This is a genomic window from Shimia sp. NS0008-38b, from assembly GCF_040370365.1.
In the GTDB taxonomy this organism is placed as follows: Bacteria; Pseudomonadota; Alphaproteobacteria; order Rhodobacterales; family Rhodobacteraceae; genus Shimia.
Genome location: NZ_BAABWQ010000001.1, coordinates 265,345 through 290,717 on the forward strand (window position 1 = coordinate 265,345; position 25,373 = coordinate 290,717).

The following is a 25,373-nucleotide window of genomic DNA, read 5'->3' on the forward strand; positions in this document are numbered from 1 at the left end:
CCCTCTCCCCCTGTTTATGTGTGAATGCTAGGCGCAGAAATGGCCTTACCGCAAGAAATTATTGAGTTTTGAACGTCTCATAGGCTGCAAGTGCCCGCCTCCGACCGTCCATGAGCGGGACAATTGGTGTTGTTTGAGGCGTTTCAAATTCAGACAACCAAGAACGGGGCACCGCCTGAAAAAACTGGCGCGCCGTATCGGACCCTTGCGTAGGTCCATCACCCAACCATGTGTTGCGGTACTGCCGATTTGGGTCAAAGCGCTCCGCTTGCGTGTCGGGATTGAAGATACGGAAATAGGGCGCCGCATCCGGTCCGCACCCTGCAACCCACTGCCAGCCCATCGCATTGGATGCTGGGTCCCAATCGACAAGACAGTCTTCAAACCACGCCAGCCCCAAACGCCAATGAACGCCCAAATGTTTGGTCAGATAACTTGCGGCAATCATCCGGGCGCGGTTGTGCATTTTTCCGGTGACATAAAGTTCGCGCATCGCGGCATCCACCAATGCGACACCTGTGCGCCCCTGACACCACGCCACAAAGTGCGGGTGCTCGGCGTCCTCTATCCACTTAAACCCATTCCAAGTGTCGCGCCAATTGGCGGTCGCCATTGTGGGGAAATGCCACATCAGGTGCCACGCGAACTCTCGCCAGACCACCTCTTTGAGGAAATGCTCTGCACCTGCGGCCCCGCTGTGCAACGCACGTTGCCCGCCGTGCCACATCTGAGCCGGACTGATTTCTCCGTATGTCAGTGCATCCGACAAGTCCGACGTGGCCGTTTTATCTAAGAAATCGCGCTCAGCCTTGTAGCCCTGCACCTTTGAGGCCAAAAACGCCTGCAACTTGTGCTGTGCCGCCGCCTCACCCGCTTGCAGAAAAGAGCTCACCACAGGCGCGCCGCGGCGCATGTCCCCATCCAGCGCCCAATCTTCCAAAATGTCGCTGTCTGGCAAAGTCTGCGGTGCAAACATTTCAGGCACAGGCAAAGGCGCCGCAATATCCCGATGCCGCACGGACTTCCAATAAGGCGTGTAAACCCGAAAATGCCCGCCCTGTTTGGTTTGAACGGTCCAGGGCTCAAACAACAGACTCCCGGCAAAGCTTTCCGCTGCAAACCCTTGATCCTTCAGCCAAGACTTGATTCCACAATCCCGCGCCACCCAGTCGGGTGCGTAGTTGCGATTCCAATAAACCCCGCGCGCATCAGTTTGCTTTAGCAGTGTTCTCAAGACGGTTTGTGCAGAGCCACGTTTCAGCACCAAAGGCATGCCTTTACTTGCCAAATCCTGCGCCAGAGCTTTCAAAGACACCATCAAACGCAGCTTGGCCGCGGCCCCAAGCTGCTCGAATAGTGGATCGAGCACAAACACCGGGATGACCGGCCCCTGCTCTGCTGCCGCTGTCAAAGCTGCATTGTCGCTCAAACGCAGGTCTCGCCGCAGCCAGACCAAGGTTGGTTTTGTGACCGTATTTTGCGCCAAGGTGTTGTTTTCCTGTCCTGTATTCAGAACAGATTACGTCTCATAGCAGCGCTTAGATCACAATACGGCGTCCAAAGCGGTCAGAAGTTTCTGCACTTCATCTTCGGTGGTATAATGCACAAAACTGACGCGCAACACGCCGCGCGCCTCATCCACGCCCATACCGGACAACGCCCGCACCGCATAGAAATCGCCGCCCCCCGCCATCACGTCATGTTCTGCGAGTTGCGCGGCCAAGGCTTCACCGGGCACGTTCGCTGCCAAAGCCACAGTGGGCGCGCGATTTTCTGCCTCCGCGGGTCCAAGCAGTCGCACGGAATTGCGGGTTTTGGCAAAATCAAGAATGGGCTGTAACAGTTTGATTTCATGAGATCGAATGACGTCATGTACAGCCACGCCAGTGGCCACAGGGGTTTCCCCCATCACGCCATGATGCGCCGCAAAAGCCTCAAAATAGTCCACCATCCCCGCACAGGCCGCAACCTGTGCATGGTCCGGACCCGCGGGCGTAAAGCGTTTGTACAGGCTGTCAGCGTTGAAATAGTGCCCCTGATTTGGCAGCATTTCCCCAAGATTTCTGCGCATCACCATGATGCCCTGATGGGGACCATAGGTTTTGTAGGCCGAAAACAGATAGACATCAGCGCCCAGCCCACCGACGTCTGGAATCCCATGGGGCGCGTAGCTGACACCGTCCACACAGACAAAGGCCCCGGCCGCATGCGCACGGGCTGTGATCTTGGCCACCGGGTTGATTTCTCCCACAACGTTGGAGCAATGCGGGAAACAAACCAGACGCACACGATCGTCCAGCAATGCGTTTAAATCCTCGGGATCCAAGTGCCCGGTTTCGGGATCAACCCGCCACTCGCGCACCTCAATCCCGTCCTCAGCCAAGCGTCGCCACGGGCCTGAATTGGCTTCATGATCTTGGTTGGTGACGATGATGGCGTCTCCGGGGTCCATCCACTGGCGAAACGCCTGCGCCAAAACATAGGTATTTTGCGTCGTCGAGGGGCCAAACGACACCTCATCGGTGGCCACACCCATAAAACCCGCAAGACGTGCGCGGGCCTCGTCCATCTCCGCACCCGCCAGATCGGAGGCCCGGTACGGCGCATAAGGCTGCACTTTGCGCTCCCGGTAAAATCGGGTCAGCCGGTCAATCACCGGCGCACAGGTGTAGCTGCCCCCGGCGTTTTCAAAAAACGCTTGTCCCTTAAGGCTCTGTTCAGCAAAAGCCGGAAACTGGCTGCGGACAAAATCAACATCAAGCATGGCGCATCTCTCCCTATTGCACGGGAGAAAAGCCCCCTTTGCCTGCGCGGTCAAGCGGCCAATTGCAAAGCGACGTTGTGTTTAGGCCAGTGCGGCACGGATCTTGTCGGCCTGCGTTTTGAGAACCGCAAAATCCGCCATCGTGCCAGGCGGGCGCAGGCTCACACCCGCATGCCTTGGCAGCACGTGGTAGTGTAGGTGAAACACCTCTTGTCCACCCGCGTCTTCGTTAAACTGCTGCACAGTCACGCCTTGTGCGCCAAAGGCTTTCATCACGGCATGGCCCATTTTTTGCACCGTTATTAGGCAGGCGGCCATTTGCTCTGGCGTCGCATCCAGCATGTTGCGGCACGGCGTTTTGGGGATGATCAGACAGTGCCCATCTGCACGCGGCATGATGTCCATGAACACGTAAGTGTCGTCATCTTCGTACAATTTCTCGCTTGGAATTTCTCCGCGCAAAATCTTGGCGAAAATATTGTCGTTGTCATAGGCCGTCATCACATGCCTCCCCTCAGAAACGCAAAAGGCGGGCGAATTCCCTCACCCGCCACTTGCTTTGTGTTCTCGCGCCCTTAGGCGTTCACGTCAACCACAACGCGGCCCTGAACCTGACCTTTGAGAATGTCTGCCCCCAATTGCGGCAAATCGCTCAACGTGGCGGGTTTCACCATGGCGTCCAGTTTGTCCATTGGTAGGTCTTTTGCGATGCGCTCCCAAGCCCGCAAACGATTGTCATAGGGTTGCATAACAGAATCGATGCCAAGCAAGTTCACACCGCGCAGAAGGAACGGGATCACGGTTGCAGGCAAGGCTGCCCCGCCGGCCAGACCCACAGCCGCCACCGACGCCCCGTATTTCATCTGTCCCAACACACGTGCCAGCATCTCGCCGCCCACCGCATCCACACAGCCAGACCATGTTTCGCTTTCCAGCGGGCGTTTTACGGTTTCATTGAGCTCTTCGCGTGCCACAATTTGTGTGGCGCCCAGCGATGTCAGGTAGTCCGCAGTCTCCGGTCGGCCTGTCACCCCGGCAACCTCGTAGCCAAGGTTGGCAAGAATACCAACCGCCACGGACCCGACGCCGCCCGCCGCACCGGTCACCAACACAGGCCCGTTGCCCGGTGTCAGACCGTGATCTTCCAATGCCATAACTGACAGCATGGACGTGAAACCGGCGGTGCCCACCGCCATCGCCTGCGCCGGTGTCAGCCCGTCCGGCAGTGGCACAAGCCAATCCGCCCGAACGCGGGCTTTTTGCGTGTAACCGCCCCAATGTGCTTCGCCCACGCGCCAGCCGGTCAGCACCACTTTGTCCCCCGGTTTGTAGCGCTCGTCACTGGACGCTTCGACCGTGCCTGCGAAATCAATGCCCGGAATATGCGGATATTTGCGCACCAAGCCGCCACCTTTTGCAGACAGGCACAGGCCGTCTTTGTAATTCACCGTGGAGTATTCAACGGCAACCGTAACCTCACCATCAGGCAGATCATCCAGTGTCATGTCTTTGACAGAGGCGCTCGCAAGCCCCTCATCGTTCTGTTCCATCACCAGTGCCTTGAACATCATCTCTCTCCTGTCACGCCGCGCCCCTGCCCGGCTTCACTTGCCAAAATTATCTGCGCCGAAATCATCCGGTTTCGGCGTGTTTCGCTATTGCCAAAAGGCTTCATGCACCGTTGCTGGGCGCACACCGTCCGGCGTCACCACATCCACCTCGGTGCCGAAATTCCAATGGGTCATCCGCACCATGCCGATGCTGACGTTTGTGTTGAAGTCCGGCGACCACGCCGCGCTACTGATGTTCCCAACGTGGTCATTGCCATCCATGATGGGCCAAAGCTGATCACAGGCCGGCACAGCGCCTCCGTGGATTTCGATCGGTCTGATCTGACGCACTGGCCCCTCTTGTGCCACCCGCAGCAACGCATCTCGCCCCACACAGCCGATGGCCGTATTGGTATTGCAAAACCGTCCCAAACCACACTCATGTGGGGTGTTGTCATCGGTCATATCGTTGCCATAACTCAGCAGGCCGCTTTCGATCCGCTCAATCAAGTTGGGACAGCCCGCGTGCACGTCCAGATCTTTGCCCGCCTCCATAAGCGCATTCCAAAGCGGCATGCCGATGTCGCCACCCTCAACATAGATCTCAAACCCGCCCTGCTTGGAATACCCTGATCGCGCCACAACAAGGCTGCGGTTTTGAAATTCAAACCATCCAAATCGGAAGAACTTCACGTCACGGATTTTTTCGCCAAACACCCGCACCATCAAGTCTTCGGCTTTTGGTCCTTGCACCGCGAGCGGGCTGACATCTGGTTCATCCACCAAAACATCCAACCGGTAGCCATAAGCGATGCCTTTGACCCAAAACAACAAATCGCTGTCTGCAATCGAAATCCACCACCGGTCTTCGGCCAGTTTCACCGCCACCGGATCGTTCAACATGCCGCCCGTTTCATCCACAATCGGCACGTAATAACACTGCCCCGGCAGCATCCCGCGCAGATCACGTGGCGTGAGCATCTGCAAAAGCCGTCCGGCATCTGGCCCGCGCACCTCCACCTGACGCTCCACAGCCACATCCCAGACCTGAACTGCGCTTTTGAGATGGCGGTAGTCTTCTTCAACAGAGCGGAACACGGTTGGCAAAAGCATATGATTGTAGACCGTAAAGGCCTTCACACCGGCCGCGTCTACGCCGTCGGAAAATGGGGTGCGCCGCAGCCGACGCGAGAGAGAAATCAGGGCCATGTTTCAATCCCCGGCATAAAGATCAAATCCGTGTCACTGGTCTTTTGACCGGCGCTGGTCAGCATGGCGTGCACTTGCCCGCGATGGTGGGTTTGGTGATTGAACATATGCACCACACACACAGACTTGGGCATCTGATAGTCACGCTGGAACATCCCAGAGAACCAAGATAAATCTTGACCGATCTCTTCAGAAGTCAGCGCGTCAGCCCAAGTTTGAATGCGCTGATCCATGGCCTCACGCGCCGCGCCCCATTCGGCAAAGGTTGCGCAGATCTCTTTGTGCTCTGCAGCTGGCACTGCGGGGGCCGCACCCCCATCAAACCGGCTCATCCAAATGGTGTCACCCCACACAAGATGATTGATCGTGGCCATGATCGAGCCAAAAAACACGCCCCTGTCGGCCCGCAATTCTTCCTCGGTCAGGGACGTGCAGGCCGCGCGCATCTGCGCGTTCTGCCACGTATTATAACGCGCCATCATCTGGCAATATTGCGGGGTGATCAGTGACATTTCGCGCTCCTTTGGCGTCGAGTTTTATCGAGGGCCGTGCCAGTCAATCTGGCAGATTTCAGCGGACCGACCGTCAAAATCCCACACCCGACCAAAGGCCCGAACACGGCCCTTGCTGGCAGTGGCAACAGTGATGTCAGGCCCCATCCAGTACTTTGTGTTTGAGATCACGATCTCTTCGTCTTTGTCTTTTCCTTCAACAGGATAGACCACACCGTCAATCTTGCGTCCAACGGTGATATGGCGTGTTTTGCCATCGGTTTCATAGGCAACCGGTTGACGCTCTACGCCAATGATTTCGCCCACCAACACGGAAAACAGACCGGTTGTGCCTTTGGCTTTGCCGCTGAAGATATCGACCAGGGCGTTGTAGGCTTCATTGGAGGCGCGATCATCAATAAACAGCGCCACTTTCCAATTTCCGCGGCTCATCATGCCCGGAATTTCTATCAACAAACCGATGTTCAATCCTGACAGGTCCACATCGCCATATTGACCTTCGTCGATGCGCACACCGCCCCATGTCTGACAGTGGCCTTCTGTGGGCGGATGCAGGCCCAAGCTGACCACACAGGGACAGAACACCGTGCAGTTACAATTGAGGATAAGCTCACCCTTGATGGTCCATGGGATCGTCCCAAGCCCAGATTTCATCGCCTCCGGATGGCGGTTGTCAATCTTGGCGGGCGCCTCAATGCGGTCTGATGCCATAACGTATCCTCCTTATGTGTTCCTCAAAAGGCGCTTGCCACCACAAAGGCGGCACTGCACAGCAGCACCAGCCCCAATGGCTTCGTCACCCACCGCCCGATCTCAGGCAGTTTTTCCAAAATCATAATCACAGTTGCGAGCCCCATGAACGCAATGTTCATAACGCCGCCCACAAAAGCCAACAGCATCAACGCCCAGCAGCAGCCCAGACATGTCGCGCCCAAGCGCAATCCGTTGCGCCATGGCCCGTCGTCAAAATGCTGCAGAAAGAATGTGATGGGCATCCGGCACTTGCTCAGGCAGGCATCTTTGAGCGCTGAGAACTGGTAGAGCCCTGCGATCGTCAGCAGTCCAGCCGAGAGCACCGCAGACTGGCTTTCGCCGAGAGCCCCAATCAACCCCGCTTGAAACAGTCCCATCTGAACCGCAGCGGCAACCACTGCAAAACCAATCCAAATCACCAAGTAACCGGCCACCAAAGGGCCAAACCTCGCATGTGACGTTTGGCGTGACAGATCATCATAGGTTGCGAATGCTGGCAACGCTGTTGGCGCCATCATCGCGGCGCTCATCACAATCCACATCAGCAGCACACGTGCAAACCCGGCGGCGTCCGGCGTGATTGTACACAGGCTTTCCCAAAAATCGGCGCCGTAAACCGCGTTTAATGCGCGCATTTCTGCCGGAACCGCCATCAAAAAAAGCACAACCCAAGCCAACAGGATGCCAAAAAACAGCGAAATCCAATGAAAACCGGTCATGGAACGAATGCGATCTGCGATCATCTCGGCACTCCTCCTCTTGCCGCGACTCACTTCTTGAGTTTAAAATGTCAGACAATTAAATGCACAGCAAACACTAAATGTCAGACAATTGAAAATAGACCCTAAAAGCCCCGCCGATCTGTCGGCTCAAATCGCCAAGGCCATCCGCGATGCCATCATTTCTGGTGACATGATTGTCGACGAACGCCTTCCCTCTGAGTCAGAGTTGGCGGACCAATTCCAAGTCTCTCGCCCCACGGTACGAGAAGCTCTGAAACGTTTGGCGGCGCAAAATCTGATCCGCACCCAACGCGGTGCAACGGGCGGCGCGTTTGTCCGGCGGCTGTCGTATGACGAAGCTTATGCGCAACATATCACAACCAGCACGCTTTTGCTGTCTATGAACGCTGTGGATTTTGAAACCGCCTGCGAAGCGCGATATGCGTTGGAGCGTGCCTGTGCGCCGATGTCTGCGGCCCGCCGCACACCCGACCATCTGGCGACCATGCGCGCTGAAATTCATCGCCAAGCGCAGCCTGGCCTCTCCGATGAGAGGTTCTGCGATTCAGATGTGGCGTTTCACCGCGCGCTTGTGGATGGCGCGGGAAACCCGGTTCTGTCTTACCAACTGGCGGGCGCTGTGGAATCCATGCAGCCACTCATGAACATGATCACCTTCACCCAACGCAACCGCGACGTGATCATCGGCCTGCACACCCGCATTGCGGATGCGCTTGAGAAACATGACGGCGCAGCCGCAGACACAGCGCTGGCGGAGCTTACGGCCTACACGCTGACACTGGGCGAAGAGGCGATGGCGGCGCGTGCCAAACGCTGATCCGGACGTTCTCAAATCCGGGCCTTCACAAATATGTGCACGGCAAAAACCGACTGATGTGGCACACTGAAACGTAGAGGAATGACACCTTCGCTTTTTCAAAGGAGCCCGCCATGCAAGCGCCCTTCTATACCCGTCGCCGTTTTCTGATCGGGGCCGGTCTGACCACAACCGCCTTTGCCACCGGTTTGGCATCCCCTGTCACCGCCCAATCCTTCAAGCCAACGCAAACCATGCGCGGCGGCTCAAACAACTATCGCCCAAATGCCCCTTTGGTGGACAAGCTGGGCAATGGGTTTCACATCTCAGGCAACGTCCGTCTCGCAGGCACCGGCCAACCCATCCAAAACGCCCGCATTCAAATCTGGGCCGCCACCACGCTGGGTGGGGAGCGGGAACCGCGCAATCATGGCTCAGTTCTGACACAGGCGGATGGCTCCTATCATTTGGAGATGGAGCAGATCGTGCCCAACTTCGGTCAGCCCCACGCACATCTGGCCTATGATGACGGATCGTTCAAAACTGTCTTCCTGCGCCCCGTGATGCCAAGCGCAAGTGACACGTCTCTTGCCGTCGACTTTGTGCTGACTCGCGCCTAACCCGCCGCTATGGCAGATCAGCCCCTGCATTCCCGCTTCAAAAACGCGCTCATCTGGGGCGCCCTCGCTTTGGCTTTGGTCACACCATTACTTGTGGCCACCCAAAGCCCGTATTTGGCAAGCCGCCAACCAATCTATATCGCTGCTGGATTTGCCGGCATCCTCGCCTTGTTGCTCTTTCTGCTACAGCCTCTGCTCGCAGGTTCCTTGCTGCCAGGTCTTCGGCCACGTGCCTCTCGTATGTGGCACCGTGCAACCGGCAGCCTGATCTTGGTATCTGTGGTGGCGCATATCGGCGGTCTTTATCTCACAAGCCCACCGGACACGCTTGATGCTCTCTTGCTGGTCTCACCAACGCCTTTCTCCGTCTATGGGGTTGTGGCGCTCTGGGGCTTGATCATCACGGCGCTGCTTGTGACCTTGCGCCAAAAACTGCCCCTAAGGTTTTTGCACTGGAGCATCCTGCACAACACGCTTGCGGTTGTGGTGGTTCTGTCAACTGTGGTGCACGCGCTTCTGATCGAGGGCACAATGGGGATTGCTTCAAAGTGGCTCACCTGCGGTGCGGTCCTCACAATCACCGCTTGGGTGCTGTTTGATATCCGTATCCGTCGCCCTAGGCGCACGCGCTGAATCCTGCTTGCAACTTTGGCCTGCGCGGGGTTTTCTCCGACGAAACCGGCCACAAGACCGATCTTCAGGAGACCCCCAATGCGCCCCACAGACCATTTGCGACAGCTTGCAGGCGACGACTGGATTGCTGCCACCACACACCCCTTTTGCACAGAGCTGGCCGAGGGCACGCTGCCGCTGAACAAGATGCGTTGGTATTTGGCGCAGGACTACCAATTCATCGACGGTTTTGTACGTCTCTTGGCCAGCGCCATCGCCAAAGCCCCGACATTGGCGGATTCTGTGCCTGGCGCACAATTCTTGGCTGTGGTGACTGGGCCAGAGAACACCTATTTTCTGCGCGCGTTTGAGGCGCTGGACATGGACGCGGCCGCGCAAACACCTCCGCCTGCGGCCCCTACGGCAGGTTTTATCGCTCTCATGACTGAGGCCGCAGAGTCCGGTCGGTACGAGTTGATGCTGGCGGTGCTGGTTGTCGCTGAATGGGTTTATCTCAGCTGGGCATCCCCGGTGAATCCGCCCAAACCTGAGTTGCCATTCTACTTTGCCGAATGGATCACCCTGCACGCAGGCGACGGGTTTGAAGGTGTCGTAGCCTATCTGCGTGATCAGCTCGACAAGACATGGGAAGGTTTGGATTCGGCTGCACAGGGCGAAGTTGAAACCTTGTTTTTGCGGGCCACAAAACTGGAGCGCGCCTTTTGGGATGCGGCCCACACCGCGTGACACAATGAGGCGCAACGCCCGGTCCAATAACGGTTTTTACGGCACAACAATTGGCACCTCCGCGATACAGTCGCAATGCAGATGCGATACCGACGTTCAAAAAACCCGTTAACAGCGGCTTGCACCCCCCGCGCAACGGGCTTATCTAGAGGGTGTCTCTTCGGGGACTATGGACATAAACGCGCTTGCAATAAACGGATCGGACCCGGGGGCGGTACCCGGCGTCTCCACCAAACATCCTTCATTTGGGGATCATGGGGACGAAATAGGATCGACGGACGTCTAAAGAAGTTAGCTTTGTCTCGGCTGTCTGCCACCGTTATCGGCGAAAACTGTACAATTGCAAATGACAATCGTGCTCCGGCAATGGCAGTTGCAGCGTAAGCTGTAAATGTCGCCGAAACTAACTCCTTGGGTTTAGCGACCTAAGGCGGGGTTCGCAGGTACCTGGCAACAGAAACCTGCACTTTTCACACAGAGAATCACCGCGTCAGATAGTCGGCGAATATCGCTCAAATTTCTTTGATTTATTGGGCGATCGTATCTTGACCTTTTGTAAATCAACCTTCGAATAGAGTGATTTTTGGTCTTTTTGGTCAAATTCACAGTTTTGACCAATTTTGACCTTATTTTTTAACCTTTCGCTTACTTTTTGGTCCCTAGCGTTACGCTATGGGGATAAATAGAAGGCAATAGAATATGACTGTTGATAAAAAACAGATCATCGAGGACTGGTTCCGCCGCGTTTGGGTGGAGCAAGACTTGGATGCCATCGATGAAATGTTCCGACCTGACAGCACAGCCGAAGGCGTTTTGCCTGGCTTTGATGTCGGCCCAGAGGATTTCCGTGAAATGGCGTCGATGTATCTCGCGCTGGTCGAAGATCCAATTGTATGTGTTGAGAAAGTCATGGTGGATGGTGACTGGGCCGCAGCTTTGTGGACCATGAGCATAATGAACCCTGTCACGGGCGAAAGAATAACAGGCTTTGGTCAGTTGTTCGTTCGGTTTGAAGAGTCCGTCATGGTCGAAGCTTACAACAACTTTGATCTTGTCGCATTTTTCGAGAAGATGGGCTTCTTGCCTGAGCAGACAATGGCATTGTGCTTGACCGGTCAGAAAGTCGCCTAGGGAGAACAGAATTCACTTGCATCTGAGACCTGCGTCGATAGCCATTGGCGCATGTCTCAGACACCTGACATATCGCAACTAGTCCGCGTCTTTGGGCGTATCGGCCTTCTTTCATTCGGAGGGCCTGCGGCGCAAATTGGCCTGATGCATCAGGAGCTTGTCGACCGTGCTCGCTGGCTCAAGGAAGAAGAGTTTCTTGGGGCTCTGTCTTTTTGCATGCTTCTGCCTGGTCCCGAAGCGATGCAGTTGGCAACGTTTTGCGGCTGGAAATTGCGTGGCACATTGGGCGGCGTCATAGCTGGTGCACTGTTTGTGCTGCCGGGTGCTGCGCTGATCTTTCTTTTGGCGGCAGGCTACGCCCACTACGGCGATGTACCATTGGTCTCCGCCGCCTTCGTCGGCGTTCAAGCCGCGGTTGTTGCCCTTATTCTTCAGGCCTTAATCAAGCTTTCTCGTCGATTGCTGAGAAAGCGGTTAGACATCGCTGTTGCAACGTTGAGTTTTGCGGCGCTCTACACGGCAACCCTGCCCTTTCCTGCGGTTATTCTCGCAGCAGGTATTCTGGGGTTTGTTGTGCCTTCCAATGAGCCTGTGAAGGCCGTTGTCAGCCCCCATGTTTCCCGAGACTCTGCGACCCGCTCATCGCTCAAAGCGATTGCAATTTGGGGGACGTTGTGGGCCATTCCCGTTGCCATCTTGGTGTTCAACGGCGGGTTTCTAAAAGACGTGGCTTTGTTTTTCTCCAAATTGGCGGTCGTCAGTTTTGGTGGTGCCTACGCGCTCTTGGCCTATATGGTTCAAACAGTGGTTCAGGACTTTGGTTGGTTAAGCACGGATCAAATGATGGATGCTTTGGGGCTTGCAGAAACCACGCCCGGTCCATTGATCTTGGTGACACAGTTTGTCGCGACGGTTTCGGGCGTCTTCCAAGGCGGCCCTATGATGGCCTTTGCGGCAGGTCTCGTCGCGCTTTGGTGTACCTTCATTCCTTGCTTTCTCTGGATTTTTGCTGGTGCGCCGCATGTTTCTCGCATCCTGTCAGCACCGCGTCTTAGTCAATCACTCAACTTGATCTCGACCGCTGTTGTCGGAGTGATCATGAACTTGAGCCTCTGGTTTACGATCAATCTGCTTTTCTCGGATGTCGTGCCAACAACCATTGGCCCCCTCCCAGTTCTGAACAGTCTTGATCTGGGAGCCAGTGCGCTTGTTGCAATCGCAATCACAGCGCTGATCGCCCTTAGGTTGCCGCTCTTGGTTGTTCTAGTCCTTTCTGCATGCGCAGCGACACTTTTGAATCTCGTCTAACGCATTTTTTTGCTGATGATCATCTTTCGTTTCCCGCACAATGAGTTATTGTCGAAGAAGTAGACTATCGGAGCCCTGCAATGTCCGGAACTATCGACTACGGAAACCTTATGCATCGCGCCATGCGCAGTCTGATTCAGACCGTACTGGCAGACGTGCAAGCTGACGGGTTGCCGGGAGAGCATCATTTCTTCATTACGTTTGATACCCAACACCCGGATGTTGAAATCGCGGAGTGGCTCGCGGATCGCTACCCCGGTGAAATGACGGTTGTCATGCAGCATTGGTACGACAATCTTACAGTCACCGACGAGGGGTTTGCTGTCACACTGAACTTTGGTGATTCTCCGGAGCCGCTCTATATTCCTTACAACGCCATCAAAACCTTCGTTGACCCGTCGGTGGAATTTGGTCTTCGGTTTGAGACACAGGAAGAAGATGGCGAAGAAGAGGTCTTGGACGAACTCCCTGAAGAGATCAATCTCGAGGAAATCGTTGAAGAACCACGCAAAGATGCAGATGTGGTGTCTCTGGACAGCTTCCGTAAATAGCCAACGCAGCCATCAGCTGCCTGTGAAACTTTCTTGAAATTCGACCTGTGGCTCTTGCGTCCAAAGGGGGTTGCAGTGTGCATTCACCTTAGGTTTTTCTTAAGGCACAGGCTCATGGCAAACGACATTGCAGTATTCATCGGTGAAATGATGCGCCGCCCCTCTCAAGTGGTGGCGCTTGCGCCATCTTCCGCCGCAACCGCCAAACTGATGACAAGCGGTTTAGAACATGTGTCCGGCCCGATTGTCGAAATTGGCCCAGGCACCGGCAGTTTCACAAAGGCAATTCTGGACCTCGGTATCGCGCGTGAACGTCTTACGTTGTTGGAGCTCAATCCAAGGTTCTGCGACGCACTTCGTGAGAAATTTCCCGGCGTGAATGTCTTGAACAGACCCGCACAGCATATTGAAAGCACTGGTTTAAAAGGTGTTGGCGCTGTGGTTTCGGGCGTTCCCGTTTTATCGCGTCCTGCCATCCAGCGCGAAGTGGTCGGTCGGGCTCTCAAAGTGATGGCACCGGACGGAATCTTCACCCAAATCACCTACAGCCCCACCGCCCCAATTTCAGCGCAGATGCAGGCCGAGCTTGGCATCACGTCGAAACGTCGCGGTATCGTTTGGGCCAACCTTCCGCCGGCACACGTCTACCAATTCACGCGATTGGCACAGTAACTCCACTGAGGGTCTCGGTCCTTTTGGTGCGTCCAGAAATCGGCCATCAGCTAAGGCTGGGCCAAATTGACCCCCAATTTTCATTGGAGTTTGAACTCAAAGCTGATCTGCTTGTCAAACTCATGCCGCGCTCTTTGAAATCACAGATGACAAAAACTGTTGCGCCAAACAATTTGTGCCAACACTGCTTATGATGCCAGGGCATGGTTTTGAGTGCGTTGCTGGGCCATACATTCATTGGCCGACGCACGAAACTTGGCATTTGTTAGCGGTATCCCATGGTATACAGCATTGCACTTTGCCTCCGTTCCGCTATGACACTCGTGACATATTTTACCGGAGGTCACGATGGCAGATACCCGCACCGAAACCGACAGCTTTGGGCCACTTGAGGTTCCATCCGAAAAATACTGGGGCGCACAAACCCAACGCTCGATCATGAACTTCCCGATCGGCTGGGAAAAGCAACCGGTTGCCATTGTGCGCGCTTTGGGCGTTATCAAGCAGGCCTGCGCCATGCAGAACAAAGCGACTGGTAAAATGGATGCAAAAATCGCCGATGCGGTGATCGAGGCTGCGTCCGAAGTGGTTGCGGGTAAGTTTGATGACAACTTCCCGTTGGTTGTCTGGCAGACCGGCTCTGGCACGCAATCCAACATGAATTCCAATGAGGTGATCGCCAACCGTGCGATTGAAATCCTTGGGGGCGTGATTGGCTCAAAAGACCCAGTTCACCCCAATGATCACTGCAACATGGGGCAATCCTCTAACGACACGTTCCCCACTGCGATGCACATCGCCGCTGCCATGACCGTGCGCGATGTCCTGCTGCCCGGCCTGACCAAATTGGCCGAAGGTTTGGAAGCCAAGTCTGATGAATTCAAAGACATCATCAAAATCGGCCGCACCCACACACAAGACGCCACACCACTTACACTGGGCCAAGAGTTTGGCGGCTACGCCCACCAAATTCGCCAAGGTATTGCCCGTATTAACGCCGCCCTACCCGGCATCTATGAGCTTGCTCAAGGTGGCACGGCTGTCGGCACCGGCCTAAACACTCAGCACGGCTGGAGCGAAGCTGTTGCGGCCAACATGGCTGAGATCACCGATCTGCCGTTTGTCACAGCGCCCAACAAATTCGAAGCATTGGCGGCCCATGATGCCATGGTCTTTATGTCTGGCGCTTTGGCCACTGTCGCAGGCGCGATGTACAAAATTGCCAACGACATCCGATTCTTGGGGTCTGGCCCGCGCTCAGGTCTTGGGGAGCTGATCTTGCCGGAAAACGAGCCAGGTTCGTCCATCATGCCTGGCAAAGTGAACCCAACTCAGGCCGAAGCCATGACACAGGTTGCAGCACATGTGATGGGCAATAACGCTGCGATGACATTCGCTGGCTCCCAAGGCCATTTTGAGCTCAACGTCTACAACCCGATGATGTCCTACAATCTGTTGCAATCAATGCAGCTTCTGGGCGATGTGGCCGACAGCTTTACAGAGCGTATGCTCAACGGGATCCAAGCCAACGAGCCCCGGATTGATAAGCTGATGAAAGAAAGCTTGATGCTGGTGACCGCGCTGGCGCCTACCATTGGTTATGACAACGCAACCAAAGTTGCCAAGACAGCGCACAAAAACGGCACCACCCTGAAGGAAGAGGCCATCGCGCTAGGGTTTGTGGACGAGGCAACTTTTGATGCAGTGGTACGTCCTGAGCAAATGGTCGGCCCCAAGGACTGATCCTACATCCAACATGTGATTTCAAAGAGGCGGTCCCCAAAACCGCCTCTTTTCTTTTGCCGTCAACCAACGCAATATTGGTCTTATGGCAGACATCATCAATCTCAATACCTTTCGCAAGGCACAAACCCGCGCTGCAAAGAAAGCCTTGGCCGAAGAAAATGCCGTCAAGTTTGGCCGCACCAAGGCCCAGAAAAACCTCGACAAAGCCAAAGCTGAAAAGGCTGACAAAGATTTGGACGGAAAACAGCGCGAATGAGCCGACCAATCAAGCGATCGCTTACCCTGCGGGGGCACCGCACCAGCGTTTCACTCGAAGATGACTTCTGGCGCGCGTTCCGTGAAATCGCGGCAGAGACACATACTCCGATCAATGAACTTGCGGCTCAGATTGACGCAGAGCGCGACTTGGAAGCTGGTCTGGCCACTGCCATTCGACTCTTTGTATTGAATCACTACCGCAAACGCGCGTCCGCCACGTAGCTGACAGGCTTCAATTGGCCACAACGATCCCCAGCTGAGGACACGCGCGTCAGGACAACTTTACGGCCTCACCAGCCACCAAACGAATCCGTTCAATCATCGCGCGCAAACCATTGGACCGCTGCGATGACAGGTGCTCATTAAGGCCCAAGCGTTCCATTTCGGCCCGGGCATCCACGTCTAATACGTCTGACACAGCCAACCCATTGTAGAGCTTGCGCAACACCGCAATCAAACCGCTCACAATCATCGCATCACTTGCCCCCTCGAAACTGAACACGCCAGCCTCAATTTTGGGGTGCAGCCAAACCTGACTGGCGCAACCGTCTACCTTGGTGGCGGGCACACGCAAAGCTTCTTGAAGCTCTGGCATGTCCTTGCCTTGTTCAATCACATACCGATAACGATCTTCCCAGTCCTCGATGAACTCAAAATCTTCGACAATGTCTTCAAACGCTTGCGTCGCCATGTTCGTGGCTCTCCTGATTGATGACATTCACCTAAGCGGGAAGGCTCAAAAGGTCCAGCCCCGCCATAGACGCTTTTCAAGTCGTCGCGAATAGGATAACCCATGACCCCAAAGAATGAGGCCTATCGATGCGCATACCCACCCTGCTTCTGTTGACAGCCACGCTCACACTGTCGGCCTGCCAATCCCGTTGGAATCCAGCCAATTGGTGGGGGCGTGATCGCGAAAGCGCTGTTCAAACAGATGTGAACCCCCTGATTCCGGACCAAACAGAAGACGGGCGCTCGTTTTTTTCCAGTCAGGAACAGAATGCCTACGTCGGACAGCCCATTCAGCAGGTGATCAAAGCAGAATCGCACCGTGTGCCTGAAGGACAGATGATCCTCGCAGTGGGCGTCGCCGCAGTTCATGGTGTAAACAACATCCGATTGATAGCGGCAAATGGCGGCGCTGTTGAAGGCGGTGTTTTGACCCTCAACCTGATGGGTATTGTCCCTGAAGAACCTGTTGTTGGTGGCTCTGATGTGACCCGCGAAGTAACGGCTGCGGTTGTTTTGACCGATCAGCAACTGGCGGGTGCACGGGTGGTGCGCATCAGAGCAGCCGCCAACAGCCAAGACACCCGCGTACGCTGACGCACGCGCAACATATCTGATCACGTAGTTCTTTGACTTTACAGCGGATTTGGTAGGCCCGGCAGGACTTGAACCCGCAACCAAAGCGTTATGAGCGCTCTGCTCTAACCAATTGAGCTACAGGCCCGCCGGATGCTTGGTTATGAAATGCGGCCCATAACGTCAAGCGGTCAGTTTGTTATTTGTGTTGGCAATTGCAGGCGCGGTTGCGATCTCGTTCAATTTGGCCACAAAGGCATTGATCACCAACTCCACCTTAGACCCCGCAATCAATCGCGTGGGGGTGATCGCAAATAGATCTTTGGGGGGCGCAACATAGTCGGTCAGCATCACCTCAAACACACCAGCCTCCAACTCCTCCTGAATCAACATTCGTGGCACACGGGTATATCCGGCACCGGTGCGCACTGCGTTCAAAATGACGTGCGGATCATCTGCGGTAAAGCCAACCCGGATCGGTGCCTGAAATTCCACGCCCTCTTGGGTAATCGGAAAATAGCCCAGTGTTTTGTCTTCCCGATGCTGAATGAATTTCAGACACAGCAAATCTTCGGGTTTGTTCGGACGCCCGTGCTGATCCAAATAGGCCGGGCTTGCAAAAAACACAGTTTCCAGAGATGCGATCTTGCGGCCATATCCGGACGTCTCTCCCATTGAACCGGCCCGAATGGCCAGATCGTAGCCTTCACGTACCACGTCCACCAAACGGTCTTCTGAGCGCATCACGATGTCCAAATCGGCATGGGCTTTATCCAACTCTACCAACACCGGCCCAAAGATTGCGCGCCCTAGAAAGTGACCGGCACTGATGCGAATGGTGCCTGCCACGTCTTTGTGCAAAGCCTCAAGCTCTGCCATCATCAGATCGTGGCGCTCCAGCAAACGCTGTGCGTGCTCGCGCACCAAAACCCCTGCGCGCGTTGCTGTTACCCCCTGTGGTGAACGGTGCAACAACTGTTGCCCAAAATGGATCTCAAGTTGGCGAATTTGCTGGCTGGCAGCAGATTGCGAAATCCCGCGGCGCTGCCCGGCTGCAGAGAGGCTGCCTTCGTTTAGCGCGCTCACAAATGTTTCAAGCAGTCCAAGTCGATCCATGGGTATTAGCTTTCCTTATGCCTAATAGAGGCTCTGGTATGGTACAAGATGTAACCTAACAGTCTATTTTCCAATAGCCAGCCAATGCTGAGCTCAGAAACATGCCAATTTGATAATGGAGTTCCTTATGTCTATGAACCGCAGACGTTTTCTCGCAACCGCAGCCGCCGCCCCTGCAGCAGTTGCGCTTCCAAAAGCTACCCTGGCGTCAGGTGCCCCAACCAAAGCACAGCCAGTGACCTATCGGTTCACCGTCGGTGAGGCCACCGTGACAGCCATTCTGGACGGCTATCTCGACGCGGCACCGGAAATTATTCCGGGATTTGACGCGGACACAGTCGGGTCAGCTCTTGCTTCCGCGCAACAAAAACTGCAGCCAGGTGGTGTGCGTATTCCAGTCAACGCCTTTCTGATCGAACAAGGTGAGACCAAAACGCTGGTAGATGCCGGGACGTCGTCATTTCTAGGCGACACAATGGGTGACACAGGCGCGGCACTGTCTGCGATTGGGGTCACACCACAACAGATCGACGCCGTTGTGCTCACCCACATGCACCCTGATCACTCAGGCGGGCTGATCGATGGCTCCGGCGCCGCCGTGTTTGCAAACGCACAGATCGCAGTGGATCAAACTGAATTTGGCTTCTGGCATGATGATGCGATCATGGCGAGCGTCCCGGAGAGCAGCCGAGGCTTTTTCCAAATCGCACGCAATACCGTGGCACCTTATGCCGACCGCATGATCATGCACACAGGAGAGACTGAGGTCTTGCCCGGCATCAGCACCCTGCCCCTGCCCGGCCACACACCCGGTCATGCAGGCTACATTTTGCAATCTGGCTCAGAGCAGGTGCTGTTTTGGGGAGACATCATCCATCTGACAGCGCTGCAATTTGCAAACCCACAGATGACCATTGCGTTTGACGGCGACCCTAAACTGACGGTGGAAACACGTCTGAAAATGCTGGACCGCGCAGCGGCGGATGGCCTGCGGGTTACCGGTGCACATTTGGATTTCCCGGGGCTCGGCAAAGTGCTCAAAACTGCAGATGGCTATGCATATCAGGCTGCGCCATGGCAATACGGCGCTTAAAATGAGCTTGGCACCGTCTGAACGCTCAGGCGGTGCATTCCTTGGTTTCCTTCGGCCAATTGATGCAGTAAGCAACGCGCCAAGCATTGGTTGTAAGGACGTATCTCATGAGCGACGGCAAGAACGGCATCACCTACGCAGATGCTGGCGTGGACATTGACGCAGGCAACGAACTGGTGGAGCGCATCAAACCCGCCGCAAAACGGACCACCCGGTCCGGCGTTATGGCGGGTCTGGGTGGCTTTGGCGCGTTGTTTGACCTCAAAGATGCTGGCTACACCGATCCAATCCTTGTTGCCGCCACCGATGGTGTTGGCACAAAGCTGCGCATTGCCATCGACACCGGTAATGTGGACGGCGTGGGCATCGACCTGGTTGCCATGTGCGTCAACGACCTTGTGTGCCAAGGGGCCGAGCCGCTCTTCTTTCTTGACTATTTTGCCACCGGCAAACTGGAAACCGAAACCGCCGCCCGCATCATCGAAGGTATTGCTGAGGGGTGTTTTCAGTCCGGTTGCGCGCTGATTGGTGGCGAAACCGCTGAGATGCCCGGCATGTATGAAGCCGGTGACTTTGACCTAGCAGGTTTCTCTGTTGGCGCCATGGAGCGCGGTTCTGACCTGCCCGCCGGTGTCAAAGATGGCGACGTACTGCTGGGCCTTGCCTCCAACGGGGTACACTCCAACGGCTACAGCCTTGTGCGCAAACTGGTCGAGGTCTCTGGCCTTGGTTGGGCAGACGCCTGCCCATGGGACGACAGCCAGACCCTTGGCGTGGCACTCCTTGCCCCAACCCGCTTGTATGTCAAACAGGCGCTCGCGGCTGTGCGCGCTGGTGGCGTGCATGCACTGGCCCATATCACCGGCGGCGGTCTGACTGAAAACCTGCCACGTGTGCTGCCCGACGGGCTGTCAGGTTCAATCGACTTGAACACATGGGATCTTCCGCCTGTGTTCAAATGGCTCGCGAAAACCGGCGGCATGGACGAAGCAGAGATGCTCAAGACCTTCAACTGCGGCGTGGGCATGATTCTGTCCGTAGACGCGGACCAAGCTGCTGCTCTGACATCCTTGCTGCAGGAACACGGCGAAACGGTCTATCAATTGGGCACCGTTTCTGTGGGTGAAGGCGTTTCTTACACCGGGTCACTCTTGTGAAAAAAAAGGTCGCGATCTTTATTTCGGGTGGCGGCTCCAACATGATCCGCCTGCTTGAAGACATGGCCCAAAACGACCATGCAGCTGAGCCGGTCTTGGTACTCGCCAACAGTGCGGACGCTGGCGGGTTGGCCAAAGCACAGGCTCTGGGGGTGAAGACCGTCTCCGTGGATCACCGCCCTTTCAAAGGCGATCGTCCCGCGTTTGAAGCTGCGCTGCAGGCAGAACTGGACAAAGTGCAGCCTGACATTCTGTGTCTGGCAGGCTTTATGCGGGTTCTGACCGAAGGATTTGTGGCCCCATGGGAGGGCCGGATGCTCAACATTCACCCCTCACTACTGCCAAAATATAAGGGTCTGCACACTCACAAACGCGCGCTCGAAGCCGGCGATTCAGAGCACGGCTGCACCGTACACCTGGTCACCCCGGCGCTTGATGATGGCCCAATCCTCGGACAAGCACGTGTACCCGTTCAAAAGGGTGATACACCGGAGAGCCTCGCCGCCCGCGTTTTGGTTCAGGAACACAAGCTTTACCCGGCCGTTTTGCGCCGTTTTGCGTCAGGAAATACAACACCGGTCACTCTTTAAGGCTTGGTCAATTGCTTTCCGTTTAAATTGTACGTAGTGCTGTTATCCACAGCATGGCACACCAGACCAAGAAGATAAGCCGCAGATGAAAACCATCACCACGACCGAAGAGCTCGCGCAGTTTTGCAACATGGCGCGCCAAGAGCCCTATGTGACGATCGACACGGAATTTCTGCGCGAGCGGACTTACTATTCCAAGCTTTGCCTCGTGCAACTGGCCTTGCCCGGCGATACCGATCACAACGCGGTTCTGGTTGATCCGCTTGCGGACGGATTGTCTCTTGAACCGCTGTATGAGTTGTTTCGCGACACTTCCGTGGTCAAGGTGTTTCACGCCGCCCGCCAAGATTTGGAAATTTTCTTTGTCGAAGCGGGTGTTTTTCCAGATCCGCTGTTTGACACACAGGTTGCGGCCATGGTCTGCGGCTTTGGCGAGCAAGTTGGCTATGAAACACTGGTGCGCAAAATTGCGAAACAGGGGTTGGACAAGAGTTCTCGTTTTACCGATTGGTCGCGCCGCCCCCTGACCGATGCGCAAAAAACCTATGCGTTGGCGGATGTCACGCATCTGCGCAAAATCTATGAATTCCTGGCTGCGAAACTAGCGGAAACCGAACGGTCCCATTGGGTCGAAGAAGAGCTGCAAATGCTCACCCGTCCGGAAACATATATCATTGAGCCGGAAAACGCTTGGAAACGGGTGAAGACCCGTACAACGTCACCGAAATTTCTCGCCATTGTGCGCGAGCTGGCCAAATTTCGTGAGGCCCACGCCCAAAGCCGCAATATCCCGCGCAACCGTGTCTTCAAAGATGATGCATTGGTTGAGCTTGCCTCGACCAAACCCGGCAACATGAATGATCTGAGCCGGTCCCGGCTCCTGCTGCGTGAAGCCCGAAAAGGTGAAATCGCAGATGGTATTCTCACAGCTGTTAAGAACGGTATCGCCTGCCCTCAGGACGACATGCCGCGCGTGCCCAAACGTGACGACAAACTACAGGTCAATCCGGCTCTTGCAGACTTGCTGCGCGTGTTGCTCAAGGCCAAGACCGAAACCTCCGGGGTTGCCCCCAAATTGATCGCCACCGCTGCGGATTTGGATGCGCTTGCCTCTGGCGGTCGCGATGTCGATGCCTTGCACGGTTGGCGTCATGAGGTGTTTGGCGCAGACGCCTTACGTCTCTGTGAGGGCAAAGTTGGTCTTGCTGCCAAAGGCAACGCCATCAAAATTGTGTCGCTGTAAGGTCTGAAGCCGCCCGACATGGACCCGTCATAAGATCGGGGCAAACAACCGTGCAATCGGCGCGCCAAGGCGAATATGCCAAGGCTGCGCGCTGATATCAGCGACCAAGCTGTCCGCGCGCGCAAAATCTTCGATCAACATCTCTTCGACATCTCGTGCCGCCCGCTTGTTAAAGAACAGCGCCATGGCTTCAAAATTGAGCCGAAACGACCGATTGTCCAAATTGGTCGTACCCACCCCTGCCAGTTCATCGTCGACCAAAAACACCTTTTGATGCATGAATCCAGGCTTGTAGCGGTAGATCTTAACGCCGGCAAAACGCACCTCATCAAAATAGGCAAACGCCGCAAGCCATACCACCCGATGGTCAATCACCTCCGGCAACAGCAGACGTACATCCACACCGTTCAAAGCGGCAAACTTCAAAGCGCTCAATACATCCCGATCGGGTACAAAATAAGGTGAGGCAATCCAGACGCGTTCCTTCGCTGCGCAAATTGCTGCAAAAAACATCAAAGCGCCGGTTTCCAGCCGATCCGCCGGACCGGTTGGCACTATCAGTGCGGTCATGTCCTCAGGCACCGGTTCAGGTTGCCAATTGAGTGTGTCGCCTAAAAACTCATCGGTCACCCAGTGCCAGTCTTCCACAAACACAAGCTGCAACTGCATCACAACCGGACCACACAGTTTCACATGGGTATCGCGCCAATCGCCAAATGCGGGGTCTTTCCCGAGATATTCATCTCCCACATTGTGACCACCGATAAACCCCACTTTGCCATCAACAACCACGGTTTTTCTGTGGTTGCGAAAGTTGAGTTGAAATCGCGTCTTTGGCCCCCGCATTTCTTCATTTGTTGGCACCTTTACGCCTGCGGCACTGAGGTCGTCCAAATAGGTTTGCGAGAGCCTCAGACTGCCAACCCGGTCATATAAAAACGCAACGGACACCCCACGCTTTGCCGCCGCGATCAACCGATCTTTGAGCGCACGTCCCAGACCGTCATCTCTGAAAATGTAGAACTGCACCAACACATAGTGCTCAGCCTGATCAATCGCAGCAAAGATCGCCTCAAAGGTGGTCTCCCCGTTGCGCATGAGCTGCATTCCATTGCCGCCAAGCGCACCCATATCCGCAACCTTCTCAAACGCTTTGGGTGATACTGCCGGCGCGCTCGATGGTCGAAAAGCCGCCTGAAAATCATCAAGACGGTCAATCACTCGAACCGAATTGCGCCGCGCCACTCGATAGTCTCGAAACCTATGGTGTCCCAGAAAAAGATACAAAGGCACGGCAATCAGCGGGGCAAATAGCAAAAATATCACCCAACCCAGCGCGCCTTGCGACGTGCGGGCCGATGAAATCGCAAGCCACGCACAATACAGCGCTGCAAGTTCCAGAGCGACGATTCCCACCGCCACAAAAAGTGCAAACATGTCCTGTCACCTCTTCTCACCTCGGCAACCCTAGCGAGACTTGCCCTCAAAACAAGCGTGTATACGCGCCGCTCTCACCTGTCCAAACGATTAGACTTGTCTCTTTTGCGCAAGAAAATGCCCTATTTTCAGCACCCCCGCACCCAATCTTTCTCACAGAGTGCTAACACAATACTCATATCTTTCCGATCCACTCGGCAAGATCACCTCACGCAAGAAAGGACAAATCAATGCCTTACGCAACACAAGATGCAGCCCCCAATCCGTCCAGCTCTGCCCGCAAAGATGCGCCCGCACCAAACACAAAGCCTAGCGCCACACCCATCTTTTCAGACTGGGCCATGATCTGAACCACCCGCGACACGACGCGGTCGAAACCGGTTGAATCTGTCTGTGCCTGCAGCGTAACTTTGGCACATGAGTACGCCCGTTTCCTCCATTCGCAATCTTGGCCCAGCGGTGCAAGCCGCCTGCGACAAGGCTGGCATCCATTCCGCGGAAGAACTCCGCGCGTTGGGCGCTGATGAAACCTACGCCCGATTGCTGAAATCCGGCACCCGCCCTCACTTTATCGGCTACTACGTTCTGGTTATGGGCCTTCAAGGCCGTCCATGGAACGATTGCAAAGGCAAAGAAAAAGCCGCTCTGCGCGAGCGGTTTGATGCGCTCAAAGCAAAAACCCTCACCAAACAAGTTAAAGCCACCAACGAACTCGAAATGATGCTCGACAAAATCGGCGTGATCGAGAAACGCAACGCGTGAACGCATCTGCGTCACACCTCCCCAATCTCATTTCATTTTTTTCAATTATTCAGGGGCGTTTTAGAGTTTGGCCTCCGCGCTACCGCGCAGTTTGGCACAAAAAAACGCAGGAGGCTGCACCCCCCGCGTTTCAAAATTCATCCGTAAAGCAGGTGGCTTAGCCGACCAACTCCAGACCGGAGAAGAAGTATGCGATCTCAACCGCAGCAGTTTCTGGTGCGTCAGAACCGTGCACGGAGTTTTCACCCACAGATTCGGCGAACTCAGCGCGGATTGTGCCCGGAGCTGCATCTGCTGGGTTGGTTGCACCCATAACTTCGCGGTTTTTCGCGATGGCGCCTTCGCCTTCCAGAACCTGAGCAACGATTGGCTCGGATGCCATGAATTCGCAGAGTTCGTCATAGAACGGGCGCTCGGCGTGCACAGCGTAGAACACGCCGGCCTGAGCTTTGGTCAGGTGAATACGCTTTTGCGCAACAACGCGCAGGCCAGCTTCTTCAAACTTGGCGTTGATTGCGCCTGTCAGGTTGCGGCGTGTGGCGTCGGGTTTGATGATCGAGAAAGTGCGTTCCAGAGCCATGTCTGTATCTCCATAAAGTCAGGGGCAGGCACCACGCCCGTCCCGCATTCGAATTGGCGCTGCGATACCATGTGGTGATCCACTTGAAAAGCGGTGATTGACGCCGCCGCAATACTGC

The 25,373-nt window shown here is 55.4% G+C and carries 29 protein-coding genes, 1 tRNA gene and 1 other RNA gene; 18 read left to right on the forward strand and 13 right to left on the reverse strand.

Annotation, left to right across the window (positions count from 1 at the left end; genetic code table 11):
* Positions 1 to 58: 58 nt before the first annotated feature.
* The 8 genes from ABWV47_RS01305 to ABWV47_RS01340 form a co-directional block, all read right to left on the reverse strand.
* The gene (locus ABWV47_RS01305; protein ID WP_353308033.1) at positions 59 to 1,486 is read right to left on the reverse strand and encodes a cryptochrome/photolyase family protein; all 1,428 of its coding nucleotides are present in this window, start codon (positions 1,484 to 1,486) and stop codon (positions 59 to 61) included.
* A 57-nt stretch (positions 1,487 to 1,543) separates the two neighbouring features.
* Positions 1,544 to 2,764, reverse strand: a complete 1,221-nt coding sequence (locus ABWV47_RS01310) for an aminotransferase class V-fold PLP-dependent enzyme (RefSeq protein ID WP_353308034.1) — start codon at positions 2,762 to 2,764, stop codon at positions 1,544 to 1,546.
* 81 nt (positions 2,765 to 2,845) lie between these two features.
* On the reverse strand, positions 2,846 to 3,265 hold the full coding sequence (locus ABWV47_RS01315; RefSeq protein WP_353308035.1) for an HIT family protein: 420 nt from the start codon (positions 3,263 to 3,265) through the stop codon (positions 2,846 to 2,848).
* Between the two features lie 74 nt (positions 3,266 to 3,339).
* Complete coding sequence (acuI, locus tag ABWV47_RS01320) at positions 3,340 to 4,332, reverse strand: acryloyl-CoA reductase (protein WP_353308036.1); 993 nt, start codon at positions 4,330 to 4,332, stop codon at positions 3,340 to 3,342.
* An 87-nt stretch (positions 4,333 to 4,419) separates the two neighbouring features.
* A complete protein-coding gene (locus tag ABWV47_RS01325) occupies positions 4,420 to 5,523 on the reverse strand; it encodes a dimethylsulfoniopropionate demethylase (RefSeq protein ID WP_353308037.1) in 1,104 nt (367 codons plus the stop codon).
* On the reverse strand, positions 5,514 to 6,035 hold the full coding sequence (locus ABWV47_RS01330) for a DinB family protein (RefSeq protein WP_353308038.1): 522 nt from the start codon (positions 6,033 to 6,035) through the stop codon (positions 5,514 to 5,516). Before ABWV47_RS01330 ends, ABWV47_RS01325 begins: the two co-directional genes overlap by 10 nt.
* A 24-nt stretch (positions 6,036 to 6,059) precedes the next feature.
* Positions 6,060 to 6,689 carry a DUF1326 domain-containing protein gene (locus tag ABWV47_RS01335; RefSeq protein WP_353309541.1) on the reverse strand — a complete coding sequence of 210 codons (630 nt, stop codon included), beginning with the start codon at positions 6,687 to 6,689 and terminating at the stop codon, positions 6,060 to 6,062.
* An 80-nt stretch (positions 6,690 to 6,769) separates the two neighbouring features.
* On the reverse strand, positions 6,770 to 7,531 hold the full coding sequence (locus ABWV47_RS01340) for a DUF2182 domain-containing protein (protein WP_353308039.1): 762 nt from the start codon (positions 7,529 to 7,531) through the stop codon (positions 6,770 to 6,772).
* Between the two features lie 88 nt (positions 7,532 to 7,619).
* Here ABWV47_RS01340 and ABWV47_RS01345 point away from each other — a divergent pair, with 88 nt between their 5' ends.
* From ABWV47_RS01345 to ABWV47_RS01400, 12 genes are all read left to right on the forward strand, one after another.
* Positions 7,620 to 8,348, forward strand: a complete 729-nt coding sequence (locus tag ABWV47_RS01345) for a FadR/GntR family transcriptional regulator (RefSeq protein WP_353308040.1) — start codon at positions 7,620 to 7,622, stop codon at positions 8,346 to 8,348.
* Between the two features lie 113 nt (positions 8,349 to 8,461).
* Entirely contained in the window at positions 8,462 to 8,947 is a 486-nt protein-coding gene (locus ABWV47_RS01350; protein WP_422065133.1) for a peptidase associated/transthyretin-like domain-containing protein, read from the forward strand.
* Positions 8,948 to 8,956: 9 nt separating this feature from the next.
* On the forward strand, positions 8,957 to 9,580 hold the full coding sequence (locus ABWV47_RS01355; protein ID WP_353308041.1) for a ferric reductase-like transmembrane domain-containing protein: 624 nt from the start codon (positions 8,957 to 8,959) through the stop codon (positions 9,578 to 9,580).
* Positions 9,581 to 9,658: 78 nt separating this feature from the next.
* Positions 9,659 to 10,306: a TenA family protein gene (locus ABWV47_RS01360; protein ID WP_353308042.1), complete on the forward strand. Its 648-nt coding sequence runs from the start codon at positions 9,659 to 9,661 to the stop codon at positions 10,304 to 10,306.
* Between the two features lie 115 nt (positions 10,307 to 10,421).
* Positions 10,422 to 10,774, forward strand: a transfer-messenger RNA (tmRNA) gene (gene ssrA, locus ABWV47_RS01365).
* Positions 10,775 to 11,005: 231 nt separating this feature from the next.
* Entirely contained in the window at positions 11,006 to 11,437 is a 432-nt protein-coding gene (locus ABWV47_RS01370) for an ester cyclase (protein WP_353308043.1), read from the forward strand.
* Between the two features lie 51 nt (positions 11,438 to 11,488).
* Positions 11,489 to 12,745, forward strand: a complete 1,257-nt coding sequence (gene chrA / locus ABWV47_RS01375) for a chromate efflux transporter (RefSeq protein ID WP_353308045.1) — start codon at positions 11,489 to 11,491, stop codon at positions 12,743 to 12,745.
* An 80-nt stretch (positions 12,746 to 12,825) separates the two neighbouring features.
* Positions 12,826 to 13,296, forward strand: coding sequence for an SspB family protein (locus ABWV47_RS01380; RefSeq protein WP_353308046.1), 471 nt, complete (start codon positions 12,826 to 12,828; stop codon positions 13,294 to 13,296).
* Positions 13,297 to 13,410: 114 nt separating this feature from the next.
* Positions 13,411 to 13,968: a class I SAM-dependent methyltransferase gene (locus ABWV47_RS01385; protein WP_353308047.1), complete on the forward strand. Its 558-nt coding sequence runs from the start codon at positions 13,411 to 13,413 to the stop codon at positions 13,966 to 13,968.
* 348 nt (positions 13,969 to 14,316) lie between these two features.
* Positions 14,317 to 15,711: a class II fumarate hydratase gene (gene fumC / locus ABWV47_RS01390; protein ID WP_353308048.1), complete on the forward strand. Its 1,395-nt coding sequence runs from the start codon at positions 14,317 to 14,319 to the stop codon at positions 15,709 to 15,711.
* 85 nt (positions 15,712 to 15,796) lie between these two features.
* Entirely contained in the window at positions 15,797 to 15,970 is a 174-nt protein-coding gene (locus ABWV47_RS01395; protein ID WP_353308049.1) for a DUF4169 family protein, read from the forward strand.
* The gene (locus ABWV47_RS01400; protein WP_353308050.1) at positions 15,967 to 16,194 is read left to right on the forward strand and encodes a ribbon-helix-helix domain-containing protein; all 228 of its coding nucleotides are present in this window, start codon (positions 15,967 to 15,969) and stop codon (positions 16,192 to 16,194) included. The genes ABWV47_RS01395 and ABWV47_RS01400 overlap by 4 nt, the downstream gene beginning before the upstream one ends.
* A 49-nt stretch (positions 16,195 to 16,243) precedes the next feature.
* Here the strand turns inward: ABWV47_RS01400 and ABWV47_RS01405 are convergent, their stop codons facing one another.
* Positions 16,244 to 16,663 carry a SufE family protein gene (locus tag ABWV47_RS01405; protein ID WP_353308051.1) on the reverse strand — a complete coding sequence of 140 codons (420 nt, stop codon included), beginning with the start codon at positions 16,661 to 16,663 and terminating at the stop codon, positions 16,244 to 16,246.
* A gap of 128 nt (positions 16,664 to 16,791) precedes the next feature.
* Between ABWV47_RS01405 and ABWV47_RS01410 the strand changes: the two genes are divergently transcribed.
* Positions 16,792 to 17,298: a hypothetical protein gene (locus ABWV47_RS01410; RefSeq protein ID WP_353308052.1), complete on the forward strand. Its 507-nt coding sequence runs from the start codon at positions 16,792 to 16,794 to the stop codon at positions 17,296 to 17,298.
* A gap of 50 nt (positions 17,299 to 17,348) precedes the next feature.
* On the opposite strand, the gene ABWV47_RS01415 is transcribed toward ABWV47_RS01410, so the two are convergent.
* Together ABWV47_RS01415 and ABWV47_RS01420 are read right to left on the reverse strand one after the other, a co-directional pair.
* A tRNA-Ile gene (locus ABWV47_RS01415) sits at positions 17,349 to 17,425 on the reverse strand.
* Positions 17,426 to 17,460: 35 nt separating this feature from the next.
* The gene (locus tag ABWV47_RS01420) at positions 17,461 to 18,393 is read right to left on the reverse strand and encodes a LysR family transcriptional regulator (RefSeq protein WP_353308053.1); all 933 of its coding nucleotides are present in this window, start codon (positions 18,391 to 18,393) and stop codon (positions 17,461 to 17,463) included.
* Between the two features lie 127 nt (positions 18,394 to 18,520).
* On the opposite strand from ABWV47_RS01420, the gene ABWV47_RS01425 reads away from it, so the two are divergent.
* The 4 genes from ABWV47_RS01425 (at position 18,521) to rnd (ending at position 22,476) form a co-directional block, all read left to right on the forward strand.
* On the forward strand, positions 18,521 to 19,486 hold the full coding sequence (locus ABWV47_RS01425) for an MBL fold metallo-hydrolase (RefSeq protein ID WP_353308054.1): 966 nt from the start codon (positions 18,521 to 18,523) through the stop codon (positions 19,484 to 19,486).
* 107 nt (positions 19,487 to 19,593) lie between these two features.
* Positions 19,594 to 20,643 (forward strand): phosphoribosylformylglycinamidine cyclo-ligase, encoded by a 1,050-nt coding sequence (gene purM, locus ABWV47_RS01430; RefSeq protein WP_353308055.1) that lies wholly within the window; start codon positions 19,594 to 19,596, stop codon positions 20,641 to 20,643.
* Entirely contained in the window at positions 20,640 to 21,233 is a 594-nt protein-coding gene (gene purN, locus ABWV47_RS01435; protein ID WP_353308056.1) for a phosphoribosylglycinamide formyltransferase, read from the forward strand. Before purM ends, purN begins: the two co-directional genes overlap by 4 nt.
* Positions 21,234 to 21,318: 85 nt before the next feature.
* The gene (rnd, locus tag ABWV47_RS01440) at positions 21,319 to 22,476 is read left to right on the forward strand and encodes a ribonuclease D (protein WP_353308057.1); all 1,158 of its coding nucleotides are present in this window, start codon (positions 21,319 to 21,321) and stop codon (positions 22,474 to 22,476) included.
* A 27-nt stretch (positions 22,477 to 22,503) separates the two neighbouring features.
* Here rnd and cls read toward each other — a convergent pair whose 3' ends face one another.
* On the reverse strand, positions 22,504 to 23,913 hold the full coding sequence (gene cls / locus ABWV47_RS01445; protein WP_353308058.1) for a cardiolipin synthase: 1,410 nt from the start codon (positions 23,911 to 23,913) through the stop codon (positions 22,504 to 22,506).
* A 417-nt stretch (positions 23,914 to 24,330) separates the two neighbouring features.
* Here cls and ABWV47_RS01450 point away from each other — a divergent pair, with 417 nt between their 5' ends.
* A complete protein-coding gene (locus tag ABWV47_RS01450; RefSeq protein ID WP_353308059.1) occupies positions 24,331 to 24,675 on the forward strand; it encodes a TfoX/Sxy family DNA transformation protein in 345 nt (114 codons plus the stop codon).
* A gap of 157 nt (positions 24,676 to 24,832) precedes the next feature.
* On the opposite strand, the gene ndk is transcribed toward ABWV47_RS01450, so the two are convergent.
* Positions 24,833 to 25,255 carry a nucleoside-diphosphate kinase gene (gene ndk / locus ABWV47_RS01455; RefSeq protein ID WP_353308060.1) on the reverse strand — a complete coding sequence of 141 codons (423 nt, stop codon included), beginning with the start codon at positions 25,253 to 25,255 and terminating at the stop codon, positions 24,833 to 24,835.
* Positions 25,256 to 25,373: the final 118 nt, after the last annotated feature.

Bases quoted from the DNA above. Each gene is read 5' to 3' on its own strand.
- ABWV47_RS01310 (WP_353308034.1), bottom strand. From the start codon at position 2,764: ATGCTTGATGTTGATTTTGTCCGCAGCCAGTTTCCGGCTTTTGCTGAA.
- ABWV47_RS01315 (WP_353308035.1), bottom strand. From the start codon at position 3,265: ATGACGGCCTATGACAACGACAATATTTTCGCCAAGATTTTGCGCGGA.
- acuI (WP_353308036.1), bottom strand. From the start codon at position 4,332: ATGTTCAAGGCACTGGTGATGGAACAGAACGATGAGGGGCTTGCGAGC.
- ABWV47_RS01325 (WP_353308037.1), bottom strand. From the start codon at position 5,523: ATGGCCCTGATTTCTCTCTCGCGTCGGCTGCGGCGCACCCCATTTTCC.
- ABWV47_RS01330 (WP_353308038.1), bottom strand. From the start codon at position 6,035: ATGTCACTGATCACCCCGCAATATTGCCAGATGATGGCGCGTTATAAT.
- ABWV47_RS01335 (WP_353309541.1), bottom strand. From the start codon at position 6,689: ATGAAATCTGGGCTTGGGACGATCCCATGGACCATCAAGGGTGAGCTT.
- ABWV47_RS01340 (WP_353308039.1), bottom strand. From the start codon at position 7,531: ATGATCGCAGATCGCATTCGTTCCATGACCGGTTTTCATTGGATTTCG.
- ABWV47_RS01350 (WP_422065133.1), top strand. From the start codon at position 8,462: ATGCAAGCGCCCTTCTATACCCGTCGCCGTTTTCTGATCGGGGCCGGT.
- ABWV47_RS01355 (WP_353308041.1), top strand. From the start codon at position 8,957: ATGGCAGATCAGCCCCTGCATTCCCGCTTCAAAAACGCGCTCATCTGG.
- ABWV47_RS01360 (WP_353308042.1), top strand. From the start codon at position 9,659: ATGCGCCCCACAGACCATTTGCGACAGCTTGCAGGCGACGACTGGATT.
- ABWV47_RS01370 (WP_353308043.1), top strand. From the start codon at position 11,006: ATGACTGTTGATAAAAAACAGATCATCGAGGACTGGTTCCGCCGCGTT.
- chrA (WP_353308045.1), top strand. From the start codon at position 11,489: ATGTCTCAGACACCTGACATATCGCAACTAGTCCGCGTCTTTGGGCGT.
- ABWV47_RS01380 (WP_353308046.1), top strand. From the start codon at position 12,826: ATGTCCGGAACTATCGACTACGGAAACCTTATGCATCGCGCCATGCGC.
- ABWV47_RS01385 (WP_353308047.1), top strand. From the start codon at position 13,411: ATGGCAAACGACATTGCAGTATTCATCGGTGAAATGATGCGCCGCCCC.
- fumC (WP_353308048.1), top strand. From the start codon at position 14,317: ATGGCAGATACCCGCACCGAAACCGACAGCTTTGGGCCACTTGAGGTT.
- ABWV47_RS01395 (WP_353308049.1), top strand. From the start codon at position 15,797: ATGGCAGACATCATCAATCTCAATACCTTTCGCAAGGCACAAACCCGC.
- ABWV47_RS01400 (WP_353308050.1), top strand. From the start codon at position 15,967: ATGAGCCGACCAATCAAGCGATCGCTTACCCTGCGGGGGCACCGCACC.
- ABWV47_RS01405 (WP_353308051.1), bottom strand. From the start codon at position 16,663: ATGGCGACGCAAGCGTTTGAAGACATTGTCGAAGATTTTGAGTTCATC.
- ABWV47_RS01410 (WP_353308052.1), top strand. From the start codon at position 16,792: ATGCGCATACCCACCCTGCTTCTGTTGACAGCCACGCTCACACTGTCG.
- ABWV47_RS01420 (WP_353308053.1), bottom strand. From the start codon at position 18,393: ATGGATCGACTTGGACTGCTTGAAACATTTGTGAGCGCGCTAAACGAA.
- ABWV47_RS01425 (WP_353308054.1), top strand. From the start codon at position 18,521: ATGTCTATGAACCGCAGACGTTTTCTCGCAACCGCAGCCGCCGCCCCT.
- purM (WP_353308055.1), top strand. From the start codon at position 19,594: ATGAGCGACGGCAAGAACGGCATCACCTACGCAGATGCTGGCGTGGAC.
- rnd (WP_353308057.1), top strand. From the start codon at position 21,319: ATGAAAACCATCACCACGACCGAAGAGCTCGCGCAGTTTTGCAACATG.
- cls (WP_353308058.1), bottom strand. From the start codon at position 23,913: ATGTTTGCACTTTTTGTGGCGGTGGGAATCGTCGCTCTGGAACTTGCA.
- ABWV47_RS01450 (WP_353308059.1), top strand. From the start codon at position 24,331: ATGAGTACGCCCGTTTCCTCCATTCGCAATCTTGGCCCAGCGGTGCAA.
- ndk (WP_353308060.1), bottom strand. From the start codon at position 25,255: ATGGCTCTGGAACGCACTTTCTCGATCATCAAACCCGACGCCACACGC.